Consider the following 21,251-nt stretch of genomic DNA (forward strand, 5'->3'; position numbering starts at 1 on the left):
GAGGAGGGGGCTCGCTAAAATCACGCCGTCTTTGGGGAGTAGCTTACCTATTTATCAGCACTGGGATAATAGGTTCGTTCGTCAACATAATTGATGCAAAATCATCATGGCGTTCGAGACGACAATCGACCACAACAACACATAAGTCGACTTCGTTTAGCAAGACCTTAGACAAACATCGTGAACCGGGGTGGGGCGCGAGGTTTGTCTACGGTTAAAATAATAATCCCGCCCCAAATGAGCATGTCGTGAGCGTTTTAGCAATCTCTATTACAACTGTTGCCTTGGCCGAGATCGGTGATAAGACACAGTTACTCTCTCTTCTATTAGCCAGCCGTTATCGCAAGCCGATACCGATTATTGCTGCAATCTTCTTTGCCACTATTGCCAATCATGCCCTAGCGGCTTGGTTAGGTGTTGTTGTATCCGATTACTTATCGCCAGAAGTCCTCAAATGGGTTGTGGTGGTGAGCTTTTTGGCGATGGCGGGTTGGATTCTGATCCCAGATAAACTTGATGACGATGAGGAGATCTCCAGCCGTGGTCCGTTTGTCGCAAGCTTTATTGCGTTCTTCATTGCTGAAATTGGTGATAAGACCCAGATAGCCACTTCTATCCTAGGAGCTCAGTATGCTGATGCTCTGCTGTGGGTTATCTTGGGTACCACGATTGGTATGCTATTAGCCAACGTGCCAGTAGTGGTGATCGGCAAATTGTCAGCCGATAAGATGCCACTGGCGTTGATTCGCAAGATCACTGCTCTGTTGTTTGTTGGCTTAGCGATTGCCGCTGCAATCTATTGATGATTTTTCGGCGATAGATCTCTCGTTTTTCTGGAGAATCTATCGCCATATCTATCAATCTATAATTATAAGCGTGCCAATTTTTGCGCTGCGCTCTGCATTCTGTGTTGCAGTTCAAACTCTAACAGAGAGGTGGTGTGAGTACCGCCGACTGACATATCACTGTCACAATTGTCATGATATTTTAATGTTGTGAGTTGAGAACACGAGGGCATGATTATGTTGACGCGTTATATGGGTATCACTCCACAAAGCCAAAGCTACCTGTTTACTTTTGGCTTGGCATTAACTCTATTGGGGATGGTATTAACTGACATGTGGTTGCCGATGGTGGCAGGTGCGATGATCATGACCGGACTGGCTGTTGAGGCTTGGATTCGAGTCGCCCATATTATCCCTATGCGTAAAGAACTACGCTCAATTCAACACCAACTCGACAATCTGCAGCAACGCAGTCGAGATAGCGAATAACAAAAAGCCGCTCATTTTCAATTGAGCGGCTTTTTTACTTCTGAATCAAACCGTTGCTAGGCTTCTAGGCCTTTCTTGATTAAGTATTGGTATGGCACAGAATCCGTGTTCTGTCCTACAAGTTGATGATCCATAAATCGACAGAAACTTGGGATGTCGCGTGTGGTTGATGGATCGTCTGCCGTTACCAGTAATACATCGCCATCCTGCATGTTTCGAATTGTCTTCCTGACCATCATTACCGGTTCTGGGCAGCGTAGCCCTTGTGCTTCTAAAGTGTGTGTGGCCAGTTCAGGATTGAATGTCATGATAGGTGTCTCTTTCTGTATAACGAGGGGAATAATACGTCTGCAGAAAAAATATGCAATAAGTGCTTGGCAAACAGAATTATTTACTATAAATTATTTAACAAGTTGGTAACAACTTAAACAAATGACAACTAGCTAAGGAGTGGCGATGTTGACAGCACTTGATAGATTAACCATATATTCGGTTCTCTGCTTTATCTCTTTTTGCGCGTTAGTGTTACGCACACCAGCAGAAGCCTCGTTAATGCCAATTTTTGGCATAGCAGCAACAATTATTGGTATTTGGGTTGAAATGCGACGCTGGCGTGGCTTGCCAGAAGAGCAGGAACATTAAATTGTAAGATATTTAACCTAAGTACAAAACGTTTTTCCGATACGACACATTCCGACACTATCCCCAAATTTTCTTGGGCTTCCCCGCGTAATTGCGGGATTTTTTTTATCTAAAGCATGCTATAAACATGAATCATCAAAATTGATTGTTAACAAGCTCATTAGGTAAGCGTGTGGAACTAGAAGACATCTATCGTCGAGATTTAAATCTGTTGGTTGCTCTTAAGGTGTTGATCGAAGAGGGTAGCGTGAGCCAAGCTGCTTTGCGTTTGAATCTCAGCCAGTCTGCGACCAGCCGTGTGTTGGGGCGACTTCGCGAACTCCTTAACGATCCCCTCTTTACTCGTCAGGGGCAGCGTCTACTGCCGACCAAGAGAGCGCTCGAAATCAGCCAGCGCATTGATCAGCCGCTAGAGTCATTTCGTCAGCTGTTAAGCCCGAGTGACTTTGACCCATACTACTGCACAGAACGCTTTCTGATCGCGACCACTGATTACGCGATGCAAACCATCCTTCCGTATGCGCTGCCTAAGATTTATGAGCAAGCACCAAACATCTCGCTAGAGTTTGCACCGCTTCAACATGAAAACCTATTTAAACAGCTGAGTACCGAGCGGGTTGATATGGCGATCTGCCGACCAACAGGCCCTGTCGCACCTCTGCATCAGCAAGTACTAGGGCCTGTTGGGGTATCGTGCCTACTTTCTAAAAATCACCCTCTGGCTGATAGCGCGTTAAGCCTCAATGATTATGTATCACTGCCTCATGCGATGATTGCTATCAGTGATGGCGTAAAAGCCTTGCTTGATAATGCATTAGCCAATCAACCTCCAAGAAGGATGGTGCTGCGGGCCTATCATTTAGAGGCGGCTTTAGCGATCGTCGATAGAATGCCTCTTGTGATCACAGTGCCTGCCGACCTCGCGTATTTAGTGGCAGAGCGCTACGATCTCGTTGTTAAGCCACTACCATTCGAGTTTATGCCGTTTGACTATTCACTGATTTGGCATTCACGTTGCGATTCGTCAGCTTCTCAGCAATGGTTGAGACAAGTGGTGAAAGAGGAGTGTGGTGAGTTAATTCAAAAGCGGATTGCTGATGTTGGTCTTGGTTAACGCAATGAAAAAGGGCTGAGTGAAATCAGCCCTTTGTCTTTGTTACTTAGCTTTATCGCTTCAGGTTTTTGAAACTATAGCTTGATGACAACGCGACCAGTGATTTGACCGTTAGTAATGTCTTCTGCAGCTTGGATCGCATCATCCAACGCCACTTCTGTAGTTGCTTGTTGGTAGAACGACTCTGGAAGTAGTTCAGCTAACTGTTCCCATGCTTTGATGCGTTTCTCACGTGGACACATTACTGAGTCAACCCCCTGTAGACGCACGTTACGTAGGATGAATGGCATTACCGTTGTTGGTAGGTCAAAGCCACCCGCTAGGCCACATGCCGCGACAACGCCGTTGTAATCGATCTGTGCCAGTACTTTTGCTAGAACTTTGCTGCCTACCGTATCGATAGCACCAGCCCACAGCTGTTTCTCGAGTGGTTTTGCTGGCTCTTCTAGTTCTGCACGCTCAACAATACGCGATGCGCCTAGAGATTTAAGTAGAGCACCGTTCTCAGATGCACGGCCTGTTACTGCTGCTACTTTGTAGCCTAGCTGGTTAAGGAGCGTGATAGACACACTGCCCACACCACCGCTTGAACCCGTTACTAGAATCTCGCCGTCTTCTGGTTTAACACCCGCATCAACGATAGCTTGAACACATAACATTGCTGTGAAGCCTGCAGTACCAATCGCCATCACTTTTTTAGCGTCTAGACCTTTTGGCATTGGTACCAGCCAGTCACCGTTTAGGCTCGCTTTTTCAGCCATGCCACCCCAGTGACCTTCACCAACACCCCAGCCAGTCAGTACCACTTCGTCGCCCGCTTTGTAACGAGGGTCGTCTGATTGAGAAACCACACCTGAAAGGTCGATACCCGGTACCATAGGGAAGTTACGAACAATGCGCCCTTTACCTGTAATTGCCAAACCATCTTTGTAGTTTAAAGATGAGTAGTTCACATCAATCTTAACGTTGCCTTCTGGAAGTTGTGACTCGTCAATTTGAGAAACGCTAGCAATCGTTTTTTTGTCTTCTTGGTTTAGTACAAGTGCTTTAAACATGGTGCTCTCCACTGGAGGAATATTAGGAAACTGAGATAACTGTAGTTGAATAATTGAAGAAAAAATAATGAAACGTCAACATTGAATCTATGCATCATATGCATAGTTCTAGTTTTGTGATATCGGTAAGTCGGCAGATAAAAAAATGCAGCCCTAGAGACTAAGGCTGCATTTTTATCGTTACCCTACTAACGACAATTAATTGGTCTCTTAACTTAGAGTTACTCTAGATTAAGGGCGCTCAAATACCGTTGCGATACCTTGGCCCAAACCAATACACATGGTTGCTAGGCCGTACTTCACGTCCTTCGCTTCCATTAGGTTAATCAAGGTGGTTGAGATACGCGAACCTGAACAACCCAGTGGGTGACCAAGTGCGATTGCACCACCATTGAGGTTTACTTTCTCGTCGACCACATCCAGAAGACCTAGGTCTTTAGCACATGGCAGAGATTGCGCTGCAAAGGCTTCGTTAAGCTCAATGACGCCCATATCTTCAATCGATAGGCCTGCACGCTTCAGTGCTTTCTTAGTCGCTGGAACCGGTCCGTAGCCCATGATTGATGGGTCACAGCCTGCAATTGCCATTGACTTAACACGAGCACGAATCGTCAAACCAAGCTCGTTAGCTTTCTCTTCGCTCATGATCAGCATCGCAGATGCACCATCTGACAGCGCTGATGATGTACCAGCGGTTACGGTACCGTTAGCTGGATCGAATACTGGGCGAAGCTGAGATAGGCCTTCAACTGTGGTCTCTGGGCGAATCACTTCATCATGATCGAGTGTGAACAGTGAACCGTCTGCCGCGTGACCTTCAGTTGGTAAGATCTCGTTTTTAAAACGACCTTCAATCGTTGCAGCGTGTGCACGAGCGTGAGAGCGGGCAGCGAAAGCATCTTGGTCTTCACGACTGATGCCGTGCAGCTTACCAAGCATTTCTGCCGTCAGACCCATCATACCCGCGGCTTTTGCTACGTTCTTTGACATGCCAGGGTGGAAGTCCACTCCATGCGTCATAGGAACATGACCCATATGCTCAACACCACCAATCAGACAGATATCGGCATCGCCAACCATGATTGAGCGTGTTGCATCATGCAGAGCTTGCATAGATGAACCACATAATCGGTTAACAGTTACAGCACCAATTTCAATCGGTAGGCCAGCAAGTAGCGCAGCATTACGTGCCACGTTAAAGCCCTGCTCAAGTGTCTGTTGGACACAGCCCCAGTAGATATCTTCAATCTCACTCGGGTTAACTTGAGGGTTACGCTCAAGAATGCCTTTCATCAGGTGTGCAGAAAGGTCTTCTGCACGTGTATGACGGAAAGCGCCACCTTTGGAACGGCCCATTGGGGTGCGAAGGCAATCAACAACAACTACGTTCTTCATTTTGTAATTCCTTTTCCAAATGTGGTTTATAGAGAGCTAGCTTGTTGAGCGTCGTAAAAGCTTTCGCCTTTCTCTGCCATATCAAGCAACAGTTGAGGTACTTTGTACATTGCGCCAAGGTCTTGGTAGCCTTTCGCTGTCTCAACAAAGTTCGCGATGCCCACACTGTCTAGGTAACGGAAAACGCCGCCTCTGAACGGAGGGAAGCCAAGTCCGTAAACCAGAGCCATGTCTGCTTCTTGTGGTGAAGCAATGATGCCTTCTTCAAGACACAGTACCACTTCGTTGATCATTGGAATCATTACACGCTGGATAATGGTCTCTTCATCAAATTCCTGTGGTGCTTGGCACACGTCTGCCAAGATAGGAAGGATGTCTTCAGAGAAGGCTTTCTTCGGACGACCACGCTTGTCGACGCTGTAGCTGTAGAAGCCGCTTCCATTTTTCTGACCAAACTTGTTCGCTTCAAATAGCGCGTCGATCGCATCGCGACCTTCTTTACCCATTCGCTCTGGGAAGCCTTGTGCCATAACATCTTGTGCGTGATGCGCAGTATCAAGACCAACCACATCCAGTAGGTAAGCAGGACCCATAGGCCAACCAAACTTACGTTCCATGACTTTGTCGATCTTTGTGAAGTCAGCACCGTCGCGAAGCAACATGCTAAAGCCGCCAAAGTATGGGAAAAGAACACGGTTAACGAAGAAGCCTGGGCAGTCGTTAACGACAATTGGTGATTTACCCATTTTTGCCGCGTAAGCGACAACGCGATTGATGGTTTCATCTGAAGTGTGCTCACCACGGATGATCTCTACTAGCGGCATGCGGTGCACTGGGTTGAAGAAGTGCATACCACAGAAGTTTTCTGGGCGTTGCAGCGATTTTGCCAGTAGATTGATTGGAATCGTCGACGTGTTAGAGGTAATCACGGTATCAGGGTTAACCTGCTGTTCCACTTCACTCAACACGGCCGCTTTAATTTTCGGGTTTTCTACTACCGCTTCAACAATCACATCTGATTGCTCGATACCTGCGTAGTGAAGGCTAGGAGTAATAGAAGAGAGAATGCCCGCCATCTTGAAGCCATCGATGCGGCCACGAGATAGACGTTTATTAAGCAGCTTAGATGCTTCGTTCATGCCCAGATCTAGCGATGCTTGAGCAATATCCTTCATCATCACTGGCACGCCTTTCAGCGCAGATTGGTAAGCAATACCACCACCCATGATGCCTGCACCTAATACAGCAGCACGCTCTGTGGCTTTACTCGCTGACTTGCCCGCTTTTTTCGCGATGCCTTTGATGTATTGGTCGTTAAGGAATAGGCCAACCAACGCTTTTGCTTCTTCAGACTTCGCCAGTTTAATGAAGTGTTTACGCTCGATATCCAGCGCAGCATCACGATCGCAACGAGCAGCTTCTTCAATCGCGATAACTGATGTGATCGGTGCTGGGTAGTGAGGACCTGCTTTCTGAGCTACTAGGCCTTTCGCCATCGTAAAGCTCATCATCGCTTCTAGCTTGCTGAGTGATAACGCAGAGGTTTTCTGTTTGCGGCGAGCAACCCAGTCTAGCTTCTCGCTCGCGGCTAGAGATACTGTATTAATAGCCGATTCAAGTAGTTGGTCAGTTTCAACAATCGCATCTAACAACCCAACTTTCAGTGCTTCATCTGCTCGGCATGCTTTGCCCTGCGTGATGATTTCCATTGCGCTGTCAGCACCAATAACACGTGGCAGACGTACACAACCACCAAAGCCAGGCATGATGCCTAATTTGGTTTCTGGTAAGCCGATGCTGGTGGTCTTGTCACCAATACGGAAGTCAGTGGCTAGTACGCACTCACAGCCGCCGCCAAGTGCATGGCCGCGCATCATTGAAAGGGTAGGAACAGGTAGGTCTTCTAGCTTGCTAAAAATAGAGTTCGCAAAAATCAGCCACTCTTCTAGTTCCGCTTCTGGTTTCGCGAACAGGCCCAAAAACTCCGTGATGTCTGCACCTACAATGAAGGCATCTTTGTTTGAAGTTAAGATCAAGCCGCGCAGTCCAGCGTGGTCATTTAAAGCATCGAGTGCTTTGTCGAGTGATTCTAATGTAGCAAGGTCGAGCTTATTTACAGAGGCAGGAGCACAAAAGCTAAGTTCGGCTATACCATCTTGTAATTCCTTTACCTGTAGGGTGTTAGCTTGGTAAATCATTGTCTATCTCCATGACATACAATCGACGATTGTTTGAGAGAATTTTGTTATCTTTCTTTAAGTATAGAATACCTGGTAAGACCAGTTTCTTTAGTCTGTACCCACCACTGGCTAATTTCAATACATTTTTTAAACAATTGTTTAACATTGTGCGTTAGCACAGATCCGCTAACCCTTATTATTCACCCGTGATACACTTTGCCGCCCTGATCGCTAAAGTAAATGATATGAATGACCAACCATATTTAATCCCGGCTGCTTCGGCTGTTTTTGAAGAAGAAATTAAGAAAAGTGTCTTCATTACCCACCTTGCTCATACACCGAGTATCGAGGCGGCTAAGCAGTTTGTTGATCAGATAAAACAAGAGCATAGCTCAGCAAGACACAATTGCTGGGGGTTTGTTGCGGGGCGACCAGAAGACTCGATGAAGTGGGGCTTCAGTGATGACGGTGAACCTTCAGGAACGGCGGGTAAACCAATATTGGCTCAACTGTCTGGTTCTGGAGTGGGAGAGTTGACGGCTGTGGTGACTCGTTATTCGGGTGGAATTAAGCTCGGTACAGGTGGTTTAGTAAAGGCGTACGGCGGTGGTGTGCAACAAGCGCTTAAGCTGCTTCAAACTATCGAGAAAAAAATAACCACAAAACTGCGCCTAGAGTTAGACTATGGGTTTATGCCGCTCGCCCAATCAATCATGTCGCAATATCAGGCGGTAGAGGTTGAAGCGGATTATGGCGTTCAGGTCACAATGGTCATAGAGATTGAGCTGCTTCAGGTCGAAGCCTTCACTCAAACCATGATCAATAAAAGCGGTGCCAAGGCACTGGTCACTCAAGTAAAAGATAACTAGGAAGTGTGAAGCCTTTCGCTTCGTTCATTAGCTCATGCAATTTCGCTCAATTATTCGAATCGTCGGATTATTATTAGCACTCTTTAGTGTCTCAATGCTTGCACCCGCGCTGGTGGCATTGATCTATCGAGATGGTGCTGGTGTTCCTTTTGTTACGACCTTCTTTGTTTTACTTTTTTGTGGTGCTACCTGCTGGTTTCCAAACCGTCGCCACAAGCATGAATTAAAGGCGAGAGACGGCTTTCTTATTGTTGTTCTGTTCTGGACTGTAATCGGCAGTGCTGGTGCACTTCCTTTTTTAATAGCAGATAACCCAAATGTTTCGGTTACTGATGCCTTCTTCGAGTCTTTCTCGGCTCTCACCACAACCGGTGCTACTGTTATTGTTGGACTGGATGACCTACCTAAAGCGATTCTTTTTTATCGTCAGTTCCTGCAGTGGTTTGGTGGTATGGGTATCATCGTACTCGCGGTAGCGATCTTACCGGTACTGGGTATCGGTGGTATGCAGCTATATAGAGCGGAAATCCCAGGTCCTGTTAAAGACAGTAAGATGACCCCGAGGATTGCAGAAACAGCAAAAGCACTCTGGTATATCTATTTAAGTTTAACTATTGCTTGTGCAGTGGCGTTTTGGCTGGCGGGAATGAGCTTCTTTGATGCCATTAGCCACAGTTTCTCTACTATAGCTATCGGTGGCTTCTCGACGCATGATGCCAGTATGGGTTATTTCAATAGCCCTGCGATTAACATGATCACGGTTGTGTTCCTGCTTATCTCTGCGTGTAACTACTCTCTTCACTTTGCAGCATTTGCATCGGGCGGTGTTCACCCTAAGTACTATTGGAAAGATCCTGAGTTTCGTGCCTTTATCTTTATCCAAGCGGTGTTGTTTCTGGTTTGCTTCTTATTACTACTGAATCATCACTCTTACGACTCTTATTATGATGCGTTTGATCAAGCGCTATTCCAGACTGTCTCTATTTCAACCACGGCTGGTTTTACTACAACTGGTTTTTCAGAATGGCCACTGTTCTTGCCAGTACTGCTTTTATTCTCTTCTTTTATAGGCGGGTGTGCAGGTTCGACTGGGGGCGGTATGAAAGTTATCCGTATTCTATTGCTGACTCTGCAAGGCGCTCGTGAAATGAAGCGTTTGGTTCACCCACGTGCGGTTTACACCATTAAGGTTGGTGGTACTGCACTTCCTCAACGTGTTGTTGATGCGGTATGGGGATTCTTCTCTGCTTATGCTTTGGTGTTCGTGGTTTGTATGTTGGCTCTGATTGCAACGGGTATGGATGAACTGAGTGCGTTCTCTGCTGTGGCGGCAACATTGAACAATCTGGGCCCAGGCCTAGGAGAAGTCGCAGTCCACTTTGGTGATGTCAACGATAAAGCAAAGTGGGTATTGATTGTCTCTATGCTGTTTGGGCGCTTAGAGATCTTCACTCTATTAATTCTATTAACGCCTACGTTCTGGCGTAGCTAAGGAACCATTGTGGCAAAAGCACTATTTCTTTACTCAAGCCGAGAAGGGCAGACCAAGAAGATTCTTAACTATATAAAAGAGGAAATGGCGGAGTTTGATTGTGACATTCGCGATCTACACACCGTTGGCGACGTAGATTTCGTCCAGTATGACAAAGTACTGATTGGTGCCTCTATTCGTTATGGTCATCTTAATAAAAAGCTGTACCAGTTTATTGAGCGCAATCTCACTCAGCTTCAATCGAATAAAGTGGCGTTCTTTTGCGTGAACCTAACCGCTCGTAAAGAAGACCAAGGTAAAGATACGCCAGAAGGCAGTGCGTATATAAAGACATTCCTTAAGAAGTCACCGTGGCAACCTTCTTTAATCGGTGTTTTCGCAGGTGCTCTCTATTACCCTAGATATAACTTCTTCGACAGAACCATGATTCGCTTTATTATGACGATGACTGGTGGTGAAACGGATACCAGCAAAGAAGTTGAGTACACCAACTGGCAAAAAGTCTCTTTATTCACTGAAAAACTCAAGAATCTATAAGAGAAAAGCTTACTTTTGAGGCGTTTTGTTTTCTTTTTAATCGAACAATTAAAAAAAGCAAAAAAACTTAAAAAAGGGCTTGCCAATGTGATCGCAATCTCTATAATGCCACCTCGCTGACACGGGATGGCTTCGCAAGAAACCACAACGAACCAGCAAGTCAAATTAGCCAAGCTAAGCGCTTGAAAAAAGTTTTGAAAAAGTGGTTGACACTAAAACTTAAATCGCTAAAATGGCCGTCCTATTTGAGATAAGCTCAAAAAGGAAAAGCTCTTTAACAATTTAAACCTATCAATCTGTGTGGGCACTCGTTGATGAATATCACTAAGTTTGTTTTCGCTTTTAAAAGCAAAGGCAAGCAGATTCTTCGGAATCAAAATGATTTCAATGAACTGAGTGACCAATTAAGACTTCGGTCTTAGCACAGTCAATTCACTATCGTTAGATAGAATCAGTATTCATTGAGTCAACAAAATCTTAAATTGAAGAGTTTGATCATGGCTCAGATTGAACGCTGGCGGCAGGCCTAACACATGCAAGTCGAGCGGAAACGAGTTGTCTGAACCTTCGGGGAACGATAACGGCGTCGAGCGGCGGACGGGTGAGTAATGCCTAGGAAATTGCCTTGATGTGGGGGATAACCATTGGAAACGATGGCTAATACCGCATGATGCCTACGGGCCAAAGAGGGGGACCTTCGGGCCTCTCGCGTCAAGATATGCCTAGGTGGGATTAGCTAGTTGGTGAGGTAATGGCTCACCAAGGCGACGATCCCTAGCTGGTCTGAGAGGATGATCAGCCACACTGGAACTGAGACACGGTCCAGACTCCTACGGGAGGCAGCAGTGGGGAATATTGCACAATGGGCGCAAGCCTGATGCAGCCATGCCGCGTGTATGAAGAAGGCCTTCGGGTTGTAAAGTACTTTCAGCAGTGAGGAAGGGGGTGTCGTTAATAGCGGCATTTCTTGACGTTAGCTGCAGAAGAAGCACCGGCTAACTCCGTGCCAGCAGCCGCGGTAATACGGAGGGTGCGAGCGTTAATCGGAATTACTGGGCGTAAAGCGCATGCAGGTGGTTTGTTAAGTCAGATGTGAAAGCCCGGGGCTCAACCTCGGAACTGCATTTGAAACTGGCAAACTAGAGTACTGTAGAGGGGGGGTAGAATTTCAGGTGTAGCGGTGAAATGCGTAGAGATCTGAAGGAATACCAGTGGCGAAGGCGGCCCCCTGGACAGATACTGACACTCAGATGCGAAAGCGTGGGGAGCAAACAGGATTAGATACCCTGGTAGTCCACGCCGTAAACGATGTCTACTTGGAGGTTGTGGCCTTGAGCCGTGGCTTTCGGAGCTAACGCGTTAAGTAGACCGCCTGGGGAGTACGGTCGCAAGATTAAAACTCAAATGAATTGACGGGGGCCCGCACAAGCGGTGGAGCATGTGGTTTAATTCGATGCAACGCGAAGAACCTTACCTACTCTTGACATCCAGAGAAGCCAGCGGAGACGCAGGTGTGCCTTCGGGAACTCTGAGACAGGTGCTGCATGGCTGTCGTCAGCTCGTGTTGTGAAATGTTGGGTTAAGTCCCGCAACGAGCGCAACCCCTTATCCTTGTTTGCCAGCACTTCGGGTGGGAACTCCAGGGAGACTGCCGGTGATAAACCGGAGGAAGGTGGGGACGACGTCAAGTCATCATGGCCCTTACGAGTAGGGCTACACACGTGCTACAATGGCGCATACAGAGGGCGGCCAACTCGCGAGAGTGAGCGAATCCCAAAAAGTGCGTCGTAGTCCGGATTGGAGTCTGCAACTCGACTCCATGAAGTCGGAATCGCTAGTAATCGTAGATCAGAATGCTACGGTGAATACGTTCCCGGGCCTTGTACACACCGCCCGTCACACCATGGGAGTGGGCTGCAAAAGAAGTGGGTAGTTTAACCTTCGGGAGGACGCTCACCACTTTGTGGTTCATGACTGGGGTGAAGTCGTAACAAGGTAGCCCTAGGGGAACCTGGGGCTGGATCACCTCCTTATACGAAGATGTTCACGATAAGTGTCCACACAGATTGATACGGTTTAGAAAGTAAAAGAGACGAAGATATCCCAATATCTTCACGCAGTGTCCCGTTCGTCTAGAGGCCTAGGACACCGCCCTTTCACGGCGGTAACAGGGGTTCGACTCCCCTACGGGATACCATTGGGTCGTTAGCTCAGTTGGTAGAGCAGTTGACTTTTAATCAATTGGTCGCAGGTTCGAATCCTGCACGACCCACCATTCTTTCCGCGAAGAATGGCTTTTGTTTCACTTTTCTTAAAAAGTGAAAGCAAGAGGAAACTATCGTGGGCGATTAGCTCAGTTGGGAGAGCACCTGCCTTACAAGCAGGGGGTCACTGGTTCGAGCCCGGTATCGCCCACCATTCTCTAAATATTCTTGGAAGTTCAAAACTCCAAACCACAATTTAGGTTGCTGGTTGGATTTTTCGACTGTGAGAGTCTTTAGAAAATGAACTTCTAACGAAGTCTCATGCTCTTTAACAATTTGGAAAGCTGACTGATTTAAATAACAGAGTTATTTAAATCAAATTAAAAGTTCTCAATGTTTATCTGCTCTTATTTAATAAGAACGGTATAAACACAACACAAACACATTCAAGTGTCTTGGCTTTTTGTCTTCACTTTTAAAAAGTGAAAATAAAAAGCAAAAATTGAGTCCGGCAAACACGTAATAAGAACTAACCCTTCTTATTACAACCAAAAACCTTGGTTGCTATTTTGTCTTCACTGCCATTTGTCTTCACTTTTTAAAGTGAAATCAAATAAGCAAGTGAAAGCAAATAAATCATCAACTCGAAACTTCTTCGGGTTGTATGGTTAAGTGACTAAGCGTACACGGTGGATGCCTTGGCAGTCAGAGGCGATGAAGGACGTATTAACTTGCGATAAGCCCAGATTAGGTAGTAAAAACCTTTTGAGTCTGGGATTTCCGAATGGGGAAACCCACTTACATAAGTAAGTATCTTGTTGTGAATACATAGCAACAAGAGGCAAACCGGGGGAACTGAAACATCTAAGTACCCCGAGGAAGAGAAATCAACCGAGATTCCGAAAGTAGCGGCGAGCGAAATTGGATTAGCCCTTAAGCTTTTAATGATGCAGGTGAAGGCTCTGGAAAGTGCCGCAATAAAGGGTGATAGCCCCGTAACCGACACATCATAATCAGTGAAATCGAGTAGGGCGGGACACGTGATATCCTGTCTGAATATGGGGGGACCATCCTCCAAGGCTAAATACTACTGACTGACCGATAGTGAACCAGTACCGTGAGGGAAAGGCGAAAAGAACCCCTGTGAGGGGAGTGAAATAGAACCTGAAACCGTGTACGTACAAGCAGTAGGAGCACCTTCGTGGTGTGACTGCGTACCTTTTGTATAATGGGTCAGCGACTTATATTCAGTGGCAAGGTTAACCGTTTAGGGGAGCCGTAGGGAAACCGAGTCTTAACTGGGCGTTCAGTCTCTGGATATAGACCCGAAACCAGGTGATCTAGCCATGGGCAGGTTGAAGGTTGAGTAACATCAACTGGAGGACCGAACCGACTAATGTTGAAAAATTAGCGGATGACTTGTGGCTAGGGGTGAAAGGCCAATCAAACCTGGAGATAGCTGGTTCTCCCCGAAAGCTATTTAGGTAGCGCCTCGGACGAATACTACTGGGGGTAGAGCACTGTTAAGGCTAGGGGGGTCATCCCGACTTACCAACCCTTTGCAAACTCCGAATACCAGTAAGTACTATCCGGGAGACACACGGCGGGTGCTAACGTCCGTCGTGGAGAGGGAAACAACCCAGACCGCCAGCTAAGGTCCCAAAGTATAGCTAAGTGGGAAACGATGTGGGAAGGCTCAGACAGCCAGGATGTTGGCTTAGAAGCAGCCATCATTTAAAGAAAGCGTAATAGCTCACTGGTCGAGTCGGCCTGCGCGGAAGATGTAACGGGGCTAAGCTATACACCGAAGCTGCGGCTGCATACTTTAGTATGCGGGGTAGGGGAGCGTTCTGTAAGCCGTTGAAGGTGGTCTGTAAGGGCTGCTGGAGGTATCAGAAGTGCGAATGCTGACATGAGTAACGATAAAGGGAGTGAAAAACTCCCTCGCCGGAAGACCAAGGGTTCCTGTCCAACGTTAATCGGGGCAGGGTAAGTCGACCCCTAAGGCGAGGCCGAAAGGCGTAGTCGATGGGAAACGGGTTAATATTCCCGTACTTCTTACAATTGCGATGGGGGGACGGAGAAGGCTAGGTGGGCCTGGCGACGGTTGTCCAGGTTCAAGTACGTAGGCGGAAAGTTTAGGTAAATCCGGACTTTCTTAACGCTGAGATACGATGTCGAGCCACTACGGTGGTGAAGTCATTGATGCCATGCTTCCAGGAAAAGCCTCTAAGCTTCAGATTGTAAGGAATCGTACCCCAAACCGACACAGGTGGTCGGGTAGAGAATACCAAGGCGCTTGAGAGAACTCGGGTGAAGGAACTAGGCAAAATGGTACCGTAACTTCGGGAGAAGGTACGCTCTTATCGGTGAAGTCCCTTGCGGATGGAGCTGACGAGAGTCGCAGATACCAGGTGGCTGCAACTGTTTATTAAAAACACAGCACTGTGCAAAATCGTAAGATGACGTATACGGTGTGACGCCTGCCCGGTGCCGGAAGGTTAATTGATGGGGTTAGACTTCGGTCGAAGCTCTTGATCGAAGCCCCGGTAAACGGCGGCCGTAACTATAACGGTCCTAAGGTAGCGAAATTCCTTGTCGGGTAAGTTCCGACCTGCACGAATGGCGTAATGATGGCCACGCTGTCTCCACCCGAGACTCAGTGAAATTGAAATCGCTGTGAAGATGCAGTGTACCCGCGGCTAGACGGAAAGACCCCGTGAACCTTTACTACAGCTTGGCACTGAACATTGACCCTACATGTGTAGGATAGGTGGGAGACTTTGAAACCGCGTCGCTAGATGTGGTGGAGTCGTCCTTGAAATACCACCCTTGTAGTGTTGATGTTCTAACGTTGGTCCCTGAATCGGGATTACGGACAGTGCCTGGTGGGTAGTTTGACTGGGGCGGTCTCCTCCCAAAGAGTAACGGAGGAGCACGAAGGTGGGCTAATCACGGTTGGACATCGTGAGGTTAGTGCAATGGCATAAGCCCGCTTGACTGCGAGAATGACAATTCGAGCAGGTGCGAAAGCAGGTCATAGTGATCCGGTGGTTCTGAATGGAAGGGCCATCGCTCAACGGATAAAAGGTACTCCGGGGATAACAGGCTGATACCGCCCAAGAGTTCATATCGACGGCGGTGTTTGGCACCTCGATGTCGGCTCATCACATCCTGGGGCTGAAGTCGGTCCCAAGGGTATGGCTGTTCGCCATTTAAAGTGGTACGCGAGCTGGGTTTAGAACGTCGTGAGACAGTTCGGTCCCTATCTGCCGTGGGCGTTGGAAGATTGAAGGGGGCTGCTCCTAGTACGAGAGGACCGGAGTGGACGAACCTCTGGTGTTCGGGTTGTCATGCCAATGGCATTGCCCGGTAGCTAAGTTCGGAATCGATAACCGCTGAAAGCATCTAAGCGGGAAGCGAGCCCTGAGATGAGTCTTCCCTGGCACTTTAAGTGTCCTAAAGGGTTGTTCAAGACTAGAACGTTGATAGGCAGGGTGTGTAAGCGCTGTGAGGCGTTGAGCTAACCTGTACTAATTGCCCGTGAGGCTTAACCATACAACACCCAAGGGGTTTTGATGGACTCAAGACATACAAACGCTTGAATGAGTTTGAAGAGAACAGAAACAGCTTTCCAGATTACTTTTCTGAAAGAAAATCAGAGAAGAAAGAATTTGCTTGGCGACCATAGCGTTGTGGACCCACCTGATTCCATGCCGAACTCAGAAGTGAAACGCAATAGCGCCGATGGTAGTGTGGGGCTTCCCCATGTGAGAGTAGGACATCGCCAGGCTTTATTTACGTTTTCAGTTAACTTATCGTTTAGAGGAATACTGAAAGCAAAACTAGAAACAGCATCAAAATAAGACTGATTTTAGTAACAATTTGTTGGAGGGATGGCTGAGTGGTCGAAAGCACCGGTCTTGAAAACCGGCAACCGTTAATAGCGGTTCTAGGGTTCAAATCCCTATCCCTCCACCACCATTGAAAAGCCCGCTGAGAAATCAGCGGGCTTTTTTCATTTCTGTCGTGTCGAATTCAAATCACAAAAAAGAGCACTAGTGTGCCCTTCCATGTCGTTCTATCTATTAGCGAGAAAAGATAGTTAATCCGTTAGGTACTTCCCTTCTGCAACCTGCCAGAGCGCTCGGATGAGTGGGTTATCCAGTTGCGCCCGCTTGCAACATACACCAAGCTCAAAAGGCTTAATAGGTTCTATCTTTAAGCGTTCAACCTTATCTCTTACCGGGCTATTGTTGATCACTACATCTGGAGCAATTCCAATACCACATCCAAGCGCTACCATGCTGACTATCGCTTCATGTCCAGATACCTGAGCATAGATATTAGGTTTGATTTTCAGCTTCTTAAACCATGCATTGGCGCGCTCACGAGCTGTGCCTGCTTCTGGGATGATGAATGGCAGCTCATTCCAATCGATGTGCTCAGACTGTAGTTGTTGGCTGAAGCTACTGACTCCTGCTGGAGAGATAACAGATAACGGGATATCACTAATCGTTTCAAATTCGAGGCGTGATGGAAGGATATCTGGCTTAGCAGAAATAGCGATATCGACTTCGTCATTGAGGATCTTATCTATCGCTTGAGCTGGGTCGCCCGTTGAGAGTTTAAATTCAATATAAGGATGGAGAGCTCGAAACTCAGTAATTAACTCAGGCAGATGACTATAGCTTGCAGTCACTGAGCAGAAGATTCGAATCTCACCTTTCAGCTCTTGTTCTCCGCCTTTTAAATGAAGGTTGTACTGCTGCCATTCACTGACAATATTGAGGGCAACAGGAAGCAGTTGTTTTCCTGCTGGAGTGAGGTCGACACTACGGTTATCTCGAATCAGCAGCTCTTGCCCTGTTTCATCTTCGAGTTTCTGTATTTGGCGACTTAAAGCTGATGGGCTGACGTGCATCGCCGCCGCAGTCTTGCTGAAGTTTTTGCTGTCACACAAATGTATGAATAACTGTAATGATTTTATGTTCATATATTACGAATGTTTCCACGTTGCATTAATTGCAATAACTAATTGTGAATATATCACTTTAAGCAACCGCATGTCTGTTTTAGTATGAACTCATTCGGTAACAAAGCTACCGACCTCAACGGAAAAATTCTTAAAAGGAGCGCCCAGATGGCTAACTATTTCAATACTTTAAACCTACGCGAGCAGCTAGACCAATTAGGTCGTTGTCGTTTCATGGACCGCAGCGAATTTGCAACTGAAGCGGATTACCTGAAAGGTAAGAAAGTCGTTATCGTTGGTTGTGGTGCTCAAGGCCTGAACCAAGGTTTAAACATGCGTGACTCTGGCCTGAACGTAGCTTACGCACTTCGCCAGGCTGCGATTGACGAGCAGCGTCAATCTTACAAAAACGCAAAAGAGAACGGTTTTGAAGTAGATAGCTACGAAAACCTAATCCCTGAAGCAGATCTAGTGATCAACCTAACTCCAGACAAACAGCATACAAACGTTGTTGAGACAGTAATGCCTCTAATGAAAGAGGGTGCTGCACTAGGTTACTCACACGGCTTCAACATTGTTGAAGAAGGCATGCAGATTCGTAAAGACCTAACGGTTGTTATGGTTGCACCTAAGTGTCCAGGTACAGAAGTACGTGAAGAATACAAGCGTGGCTTCGGTGTTCCGACTCTTATCGCTGTTCACCCAGAGAACGATCCAAAGGGTGAAGGTTGGGATATCGCGAAAGCATGGGCTGCTGGTACTGGGGGTCACCGTGCGGGCTGTCTAGAGTCTTCATTTGTTGCTGAAGTGAAATCGGACCTAGTGGGCGAACAGACTATTCTATGTGGCATGCTACAAGCTGGTTCTATCGTTTCTTACGAGAAGATGGTTGCTGAAGGTATTGACCCGAGCTACGCAGGTAAGCTTCTACAGTACGGTTGGGAAACTGTTACGGAAGCACTAAAGTTTGGTGGTGTGACACACATGATGGACCGTCTATCAAACCCAGCGAAAATCAAAGCGTTCGAGCTTTCTGAAGAGCTAAAAGAGCTTATGCGTCCACTGTACAACAAGCACATGGATGACGTAATCACAGGTCACTTCTCTAGCACTATGATGGCTGACTGGGCAAACGACGATGCGAACCTGCTAGGCTGGCGTGAAGAGACAGGTCAAACTGCATTCGAAAACTACCCTGAAGGTGATGTTGAAATCTCTGAGCAAGAGTACTTCGACAACGGTATCCTAATGGTTGCAATGGTTCGTGCTGGTGTTGAGCTAGCGTTCGAAGCAATGACTGCATCTGGCATCATCGATGAGTCTGCATACTACGAATCTCTACATGAGCTTCCACTGATCGCAAACACGGTTGCTCGTAAGCGTCTATACGAAATGAACGTAGTAATCTCTGATACAGCAGAATACGGTAACTACCTATTTGCTAACGTAGCTACGCCACTACTACGTGAGAAGTTCATGCCTTCAGTATCTACAGACGTTATTGGTAAAGGTCTAGGTGAATCATCTAACCAAGTAGACAATGCTCGTCTAATCGAAGTGAATGAAGCTATCCGTAACCACCCAGTTGAGTACATCGGTGAAGAGCTACGTGCTTACATGAGCGACATGAAGCGCATCGCAGTAGGCGGCTAATTAGCATCGCAAGAATTTAGAGAACTCCAAAAAAATTGGAGTCATAAATAAAAAACACAACATCTAATTAAAAGGCTTGGTCGCCGTTGACCAAGCCTTTTTGTTTTTACAGAGCTCGCCAACTTGCTCCTGAAGATGTGGACGATGTATGTCTTCACTATCACGCCTTAAAGCAATGGAAGAGTATTGCTTGGAGTATACCTTCCAGAATACGAGCGTATAAAAAAGGTTCATCGCGGATTAGCGGGAACTTAAAACAAAAACGGTAGTAAGTGATATGGTTTAGTCGCCAAACAAAAATCATACACAAACTACCGTTTCCATGCCGAATCATACTTTCCTATCTTCATTCTGGGAAGGCTTTCAAATAGTAAAGTCTCACCAGACAGCAACACTTATTACCCTTACTCTTAAACCTAACTCTGAAGCTAAATGCCTCTGTGGTCTTGAAGCCGAAGCTATCCATGAGTATCAATGGCGTCATGTAAAGGATGCCATGTTACTCGGTGTTCCAGTTGAACTTTCCGTTCAAACTCGAAGGATTAAGTGTCGCGACTGCGGCATAAAAACAGAGTCTCTATCTTGGTTAGAGCCTTATGCTCGCATAACGAAGCGCCTAAAAAGCTATATAGAACAACTATTACCTCTTCTCCCTATTAAGCATATCTCCCAATTAACGAGCGTTCATTGGCACACAATTAAAGAGATAGATAAACACCGGCTTAGACAAGTTGTACCGTCAATAAAATGGGAAGACCTAAGGCAACTCGTCATGGACGAGTTCGCCATCTTTAAAGGACATCGATATGCCACGGTCATCGCTGATGCTAAGACTCACCAAGTCATTTGGATAGGATTAGGTCGTAGCCGCAAAGACATACGACCGTTCTTCGAGCAATTAGGCGAGCATGGGATAAATATCGAAGCCGTCGCGATGGACATGAATACGGCTTTCGATCTTGAAGTTCAAGCGCACTGTCCGAACGCAAAAATCGTTTACGACTTATTCCATGTTGTCGCTAAGTTCGGTCGCGAGGTGATGGATAGAGTTAGAGTCGACCAAGCTCACAAACTTAAGCAAGACAAAAAAGCGAGGCAATGGGTGAAGCGTTCACGCTGGGTACTGCTGAAAAATAGAGGCAACTTAAATACACGCCAAGAAAGCTATCTTACTGAAATATTGAATATCAATAAGGACTTAATGACCACTTATATACTCGGAGCACAACTCAAAGAGCTTTGGTATTGTGAATCAGAAGGGCACGCTAAGGGGCTCTGGGACGCGTGGTGGGAACAAGTGCAGGATAGTGGGATTAAGCCATTAAAAGAGTTCGCACGAAAACTCAGACCATATCTTCACGGGGTTATCGCATCGGCAAGTTATCCGTTAAATACCTGCACGCTTGAAGGGATAAACAACAAGATAAAGCTAATCAAGCGAATGGGATATGGTTATCGAGATACTGACTACTTCTTCTTGAAGATAAAAGCGGCTTTCCCCGGAAAGCCGCGATGAACCATAAAAAAGGGTTGATGCTTACACATCAACCCTTTTGTATTTTTGCATTTACGCTTATTTGTCAGCGAGCTTCGCTTCTAGATCTGCTAGTTTTTGTTCCATCTCAGTTAGCTTCTGACGTGTACGTAGTAGAACCTGAGTTTGAACATCGAACTCTTCACGGCTGACGACGTCTAGCTTGTTTAGTTGGCCTTGGATAACTTGGCGAACCTTTTGGTCCACATCAGAACCCAGCTCTTTCACTGGCTGAGGCATAGAGTCATGGATTTGTTTCGCAATCTGCTCTAGTTTTTTTGGATCAAACATATCAATTAAAACTCCTGATTATTTCCTACTATTCTA

Annotated in this window: 15 protein-coding genes, 4 tRNA genes, 3 rRNA genes and 1 riboswitch; of the genes, 16 read left to right on the forward strand and 6 right to left on the reverse strand. The window is 46.6% G+C overall.

Annotation, left to right across the window (positions count from 1 at the left end):
- The first annotated feature begins 21 nt into the window (after positions 1 to 21).
- A riboswitch (yybP-ykoY riboswitch) is annotated at positions 22 to 210 on the forward strand.
- Positions 211 to 248: 38 nt separating this feature from the next.
- Complete coding sequence (locus tag AC6I7V_RS00050; protein ID WP_032548613.1) at positions 249 to 803, forward strand: TMEM165/GDT1 family protein; 555 nt, start codon at positions 249 to 251, stop codon at positions 801 to 803.
- Positions 804 to 1,016: 213 nt separating this feature from the next.
- Complete coding sequence (locus AC6I7V_RS00055; RefSeq protein ID WP_084181750.1) at positions 1,017 to 1,274, forward strand: hypothetical protein; 258 nt, start codon at positions 1,017 to 1,019, stop codon at positions 1,272 to 1,274.
- A gap of 56 nt (positions 1,275 to 1,330) precedes the next feature.
- Here the strand turns inward: AC6I7V_RS00055 and tusA are convergent, their stop codons facing one another.
- Entirely contained in the window at positions 1,331 to 1,582 is a 252-nt protein-coding gene (gene tusA / locus AC6I7V_RS00060; RefSeq protein WP_032548612.1) for a sulfurtransferase TusA, read from the reverse strand.
- Between the two features lie 148 nt (positions 1,583 to 1,730).
- On the opposite strand from tusA, the gene AC6I7V_RS00065 reads away from it, so the two are divergent.
- Both AC6I7V_RS00065 and AC6I7V_RS00070 read left to right on the forward strand, forming a co-directional pair.
- A complete protein-coding gene (locus AC6I7V_RS00065) occupies positions 1,731 to 1,916 on the forward strand; it encodes a hypothetical protein (protein ID WP_032548611.1) in 186 nt (61 codons plus the stop codon).
- A gap of 172 nt (positions 1,917 to 2,088) precedes the next feature.
- A complete protein-coding gene (locus AC6I7V_RS00070; RefSeq protein WP_498011075.1) occupies positions 2,089 to 3,030 on the forward strand; it encodes a LysR family transcriptional regulator in 942 nt (313 codons plus the stop codon).
- Positions 3,031 to 3,104: 74 nt separating this feature from the next.
- Here AC6I7V_RS00070 and acuI read toward each other — a convergent pair whose 3' ends face one another.
- The 3 genes from acuI to fadB all read right to left on the reverse strand — a co-directional run bounded on the left by acuI (position 3,105) and on the right by fadB (position 7,678).
- Complete coding sequence (gene acuI, locus AC6I7V_RS00075; protein ID WP_498011076.1) at positions 3,105 to 4,085, reverse strand: acrylyl-CoA reductase (NADPH); 981 nt, start codon at positions 4,083 to 4,085, stop codon at positions 3,105 to 3,107.
- Between the two features lie 231 nt (positions 4,086 to 4,316).
- Positions 4,317 to 5,480, reverse strand: coding sequence for an acetyl-CoA C-acyltransferase FadA (gene fadA / locus AC6I7V_RS00080; protein WP_255229542.1), 1,164 nt, complete (start codon positions 5,478 to 5,480; stop codon positions 4,317 to 4,319).
- A gap of 26 nt (positions 5,481 to 5,506) precedes the next feature.
- Complete coding sequence (gene fadB / locus AC6I7V_RS00085; RefSeq protein WP_498011077.1) at positions 5,507 to 7,678, reverse strand: fatty acid oxidation complex subunit alpha FadB; 2,172 nt, start codon at positions 7,676 to 7,678, stop codon at positions 5,507 to 5,509.
- A gap of 227 nt (positions 7,679 to 7,905) precedes the next feature.
- Between fadB and AC6I7V_RS00090 the strand changes: the two genes are divergently transcribed.
- The 10 genes from AC6I7V_RS00090 (at position 7,906) to AC6I7V_RS00135 (ending at position 16,743) form a co-directional block, all read left to right on the forward strand.
- On the forward strand, positions 7,906 to 8,529 hold the full coding sequence (locus AC6I7V_RS00090; protein ID WP_498011078.1) for a YigZ family protein: 624 nt from the start codon (positions 7,906 to 7,908) through the stop codon (positions 8,527 to 8,529).
- Between the two features lie 34 nt (positions 8,530 to 8,563).
- Positions 8,564 to 10,021, forward strand: a complete 1,458-nt coding sequence (locus AC6I7V_RS00095; protein ID WP_032548605.1) for a TrkH family potassium uptake protein — start codon at positions 8,564 to 8,566, stop codon at positions 10,019 to 10,021.
- 9 nt (positions 10,022 to 10,030) lie between these two features.
- Positions 10,031 to 10,558, forward strand: a complete 528-nt coding sequence (hemG, locus tag AC6I7V_RS00100; RefSeq protein WP_255229539.1) for a menaquinone-dependent protoporphyrinogen IX dehydrogenase — start codon at positions 10,031 to 10,033, stop codon at positions 10,556 to 10,558.
- A 479-nt stretch (positions 10,559 to 11,037) separates the two neighbouring features.
- Positions 11,038 to 12,591, forward strand: a 16S ribosomal RNA gene (locus AC6I7V_RS00105).
- Between the two features lie 88 nt (positions 12,592 to 12,679).
- Positions 12,680 to 12,755 (forward strand) — tRNA-Glu (locus AC6I7V_RS00110).
- Positions 12,756 to 12,757: 2 nt separating this feature from the next.
- Positions 12,758 to 12,833: transfer RNA gene (locus AC6I7V_RS00115), tRNA-Lys, on the forward strand.
- A gap of 67 nt (positions 12,834 to 12,900) precedes the next feature.
- Positions 12,901 to 12,976, forward strand: a tRNA-Val gene (locus AC6I7V_RS00120).
- A 452-nt stretch (positions 12,977 to 13,428) separates the two neighbouring features.
- Positions 13,429 to 16,320: ribosomal RNA gene (locus AC6I7V_RS00125) — 23S ribosomal RNA — on the forward strand.
- A 119-nt stretch (positions 16,321 to 16,439) separates the two neighbouring features.
- Positions 16,440 to 16,555: ribosomal RNA gene (rrf, locus tag AC6I7V_RS00130) — 5S ribosomal RNA — on the forward strand.
- The 16S, 23S and 5S rRNA genes sit together here with 4 tRNA genes alongside, the layout of an rRNA operon.
- 97 nt (positions 16,556 to 16,652) lie before the next feature.
- Positions 16,653 to 16,743, forward strand: a tRNA-Ser gene (locus tag AC6I7V_RS00135).
- A 124-nt stretch (positions 16,744 to 16,867) separates the two neighbouring features.
- On the opposite strand, the gene ilvY is transcribed toward AC6I7V_RS00135, so the two are convergent.
- Entirely contained in the window at positions 16,868 to 17,758 is an 891-nt protein-coding gene (gene ilvY, locus AC6I7V_RS00140; protein ID WP_498011079.1) for an HTH-type transcriptional activator IlvY, read from the reverse strand.
- Between the two features lie 147 nt (positions 17,759 to 17,905).
- On the opposite strand from ilvY, the gene ilvC reads away from it, so the two are divergent.
- Positions 17,906 to 19,390 carry a ketol-acid reductoisomerase gene (ilvC, locus tag AC6I7V_RS00145; RefSeq protein ID WP_498011080.1) on the forward strand — a complete coding sequence of 495 codons (1,485 nt, stop codon included), beginning with the start codon at positions 17,906 to 17,908 and terminating at the stop codon, positions 19,388 to 19,390.
- Positions 19,391 to 19,712: 322 nt separating this feature from the next.
- Positions 19,713 to 20,906, forward strand: a complete 1,194-nt coding sequence (locus tag AC6I7V_RS00150; protein WP_498011081.1) for an ISL3 family transposase — start codon at positions 19,713 to 19,715, stop codon at positions 20,904 to 20,906.
- Positions 20,907 to 20,963: 57 nt separating this feature from the next.
- On the opposite strand, the gene ubiK is transcribed toward AC6I7V_RS00150, so the two are convergent.
- Positions 20,964 to 21,215, reverse strand: coding sequence for a ubiquinone biosynthesis accessory factor UbiK (ubiK, locus tag AC6I7V_RS00155; protein ID WP_032551009.1), 252 nt, complete (start codon positions 21,213 to 21,215; stop codon positions 20,964 to 20,966).
- Positions 21,216 to 21,251 lie beyond the last annotated feature (36 nt).

Source organism: Vibrio sp. KUL70, assembly GCF_059725515.1.

Bases quoted from the DNA above. Each gene is read 5' to 3' on its own strand.
- AC6I7V_RS00055 (WP_084181750.1), top strand. From the start codon at position 1,017: ATGATTATGTTGACGCGTTATATGGGTATCACTCCACAAAGCCAAAGC.
- tusA (WP_032548612.1), bottom strand. From the start codon at position 1,582: ATGACATTCAATCCTGAACTGGCCACACACACTTTAGAAGCACAAGGG.
- AC6I7V_RS00065 (WP_032548611.1), top strand. From the start codon at position 1,731: ATGTTGACAGCACTTGATAGATTAACCATATATTCGGTTCTCTGCTTT.
- acuI (WP_498011076.1), bottom strand. From the start codon at position 4,085: ATGTTTAAAGCACTTGTACTAAACCAAGAAGACAAAAAAACGATTGCT.
- fadA (WP_255229542.1), bottom strand. From the start codon at position 5,480: ATGAAGAACGTAGTTGTTGTTGATTGCCTTCGCACCCCAATGGGCCGT.
- fadB (WP_498011077.1), bottom strand. From the start codon at position 7,678: ATGATTTACCAAGCTAACACCCTACAGGTAAAGGAATTACAAGATGGT.
- AC6I7V_RS00090 (WP_498011078.1), top strand. From the start codon at position 7,906: ATGAATGACCAACCATATTTAATCCCGGCTGCTTCGGCTGTTTTTGAA.
- AC6I7V_RS00095 (WP_032548605.1), top strand. From the start codon at position 8,564: ATGCAATTTCGCTCAATTATTCGAATCGTCGGATTATTATTAGCACTC.
- ilvY (WP_498011079.1), bottom strand. From the start codon at position 17,758: ATGAACATAAAATCATTACAGTTATTCATACATTTGTGTGACAGCAAA.
- ilvC (WP_498011080.1), top strand. From the start codon at position 17,906: ATGGCTAACTATTTCAATACTTTAAACCTACGCGAGCAGCTAGACCAA.
- AC6I7V_RS00150 (WP_498011081.1), top strand. From the start codon at position 19,713: ATGCCGAATCATACTTTCCTATCTTCATTCTGGGAAGGCTTTCAAATA.
- ubiK (WP_032551009.1), bottom strand. From the start codon at position 21,215: ATGTTTGATCCAAAAAAACTAGAGCAGATTGCGAAACAAATCCATGAC.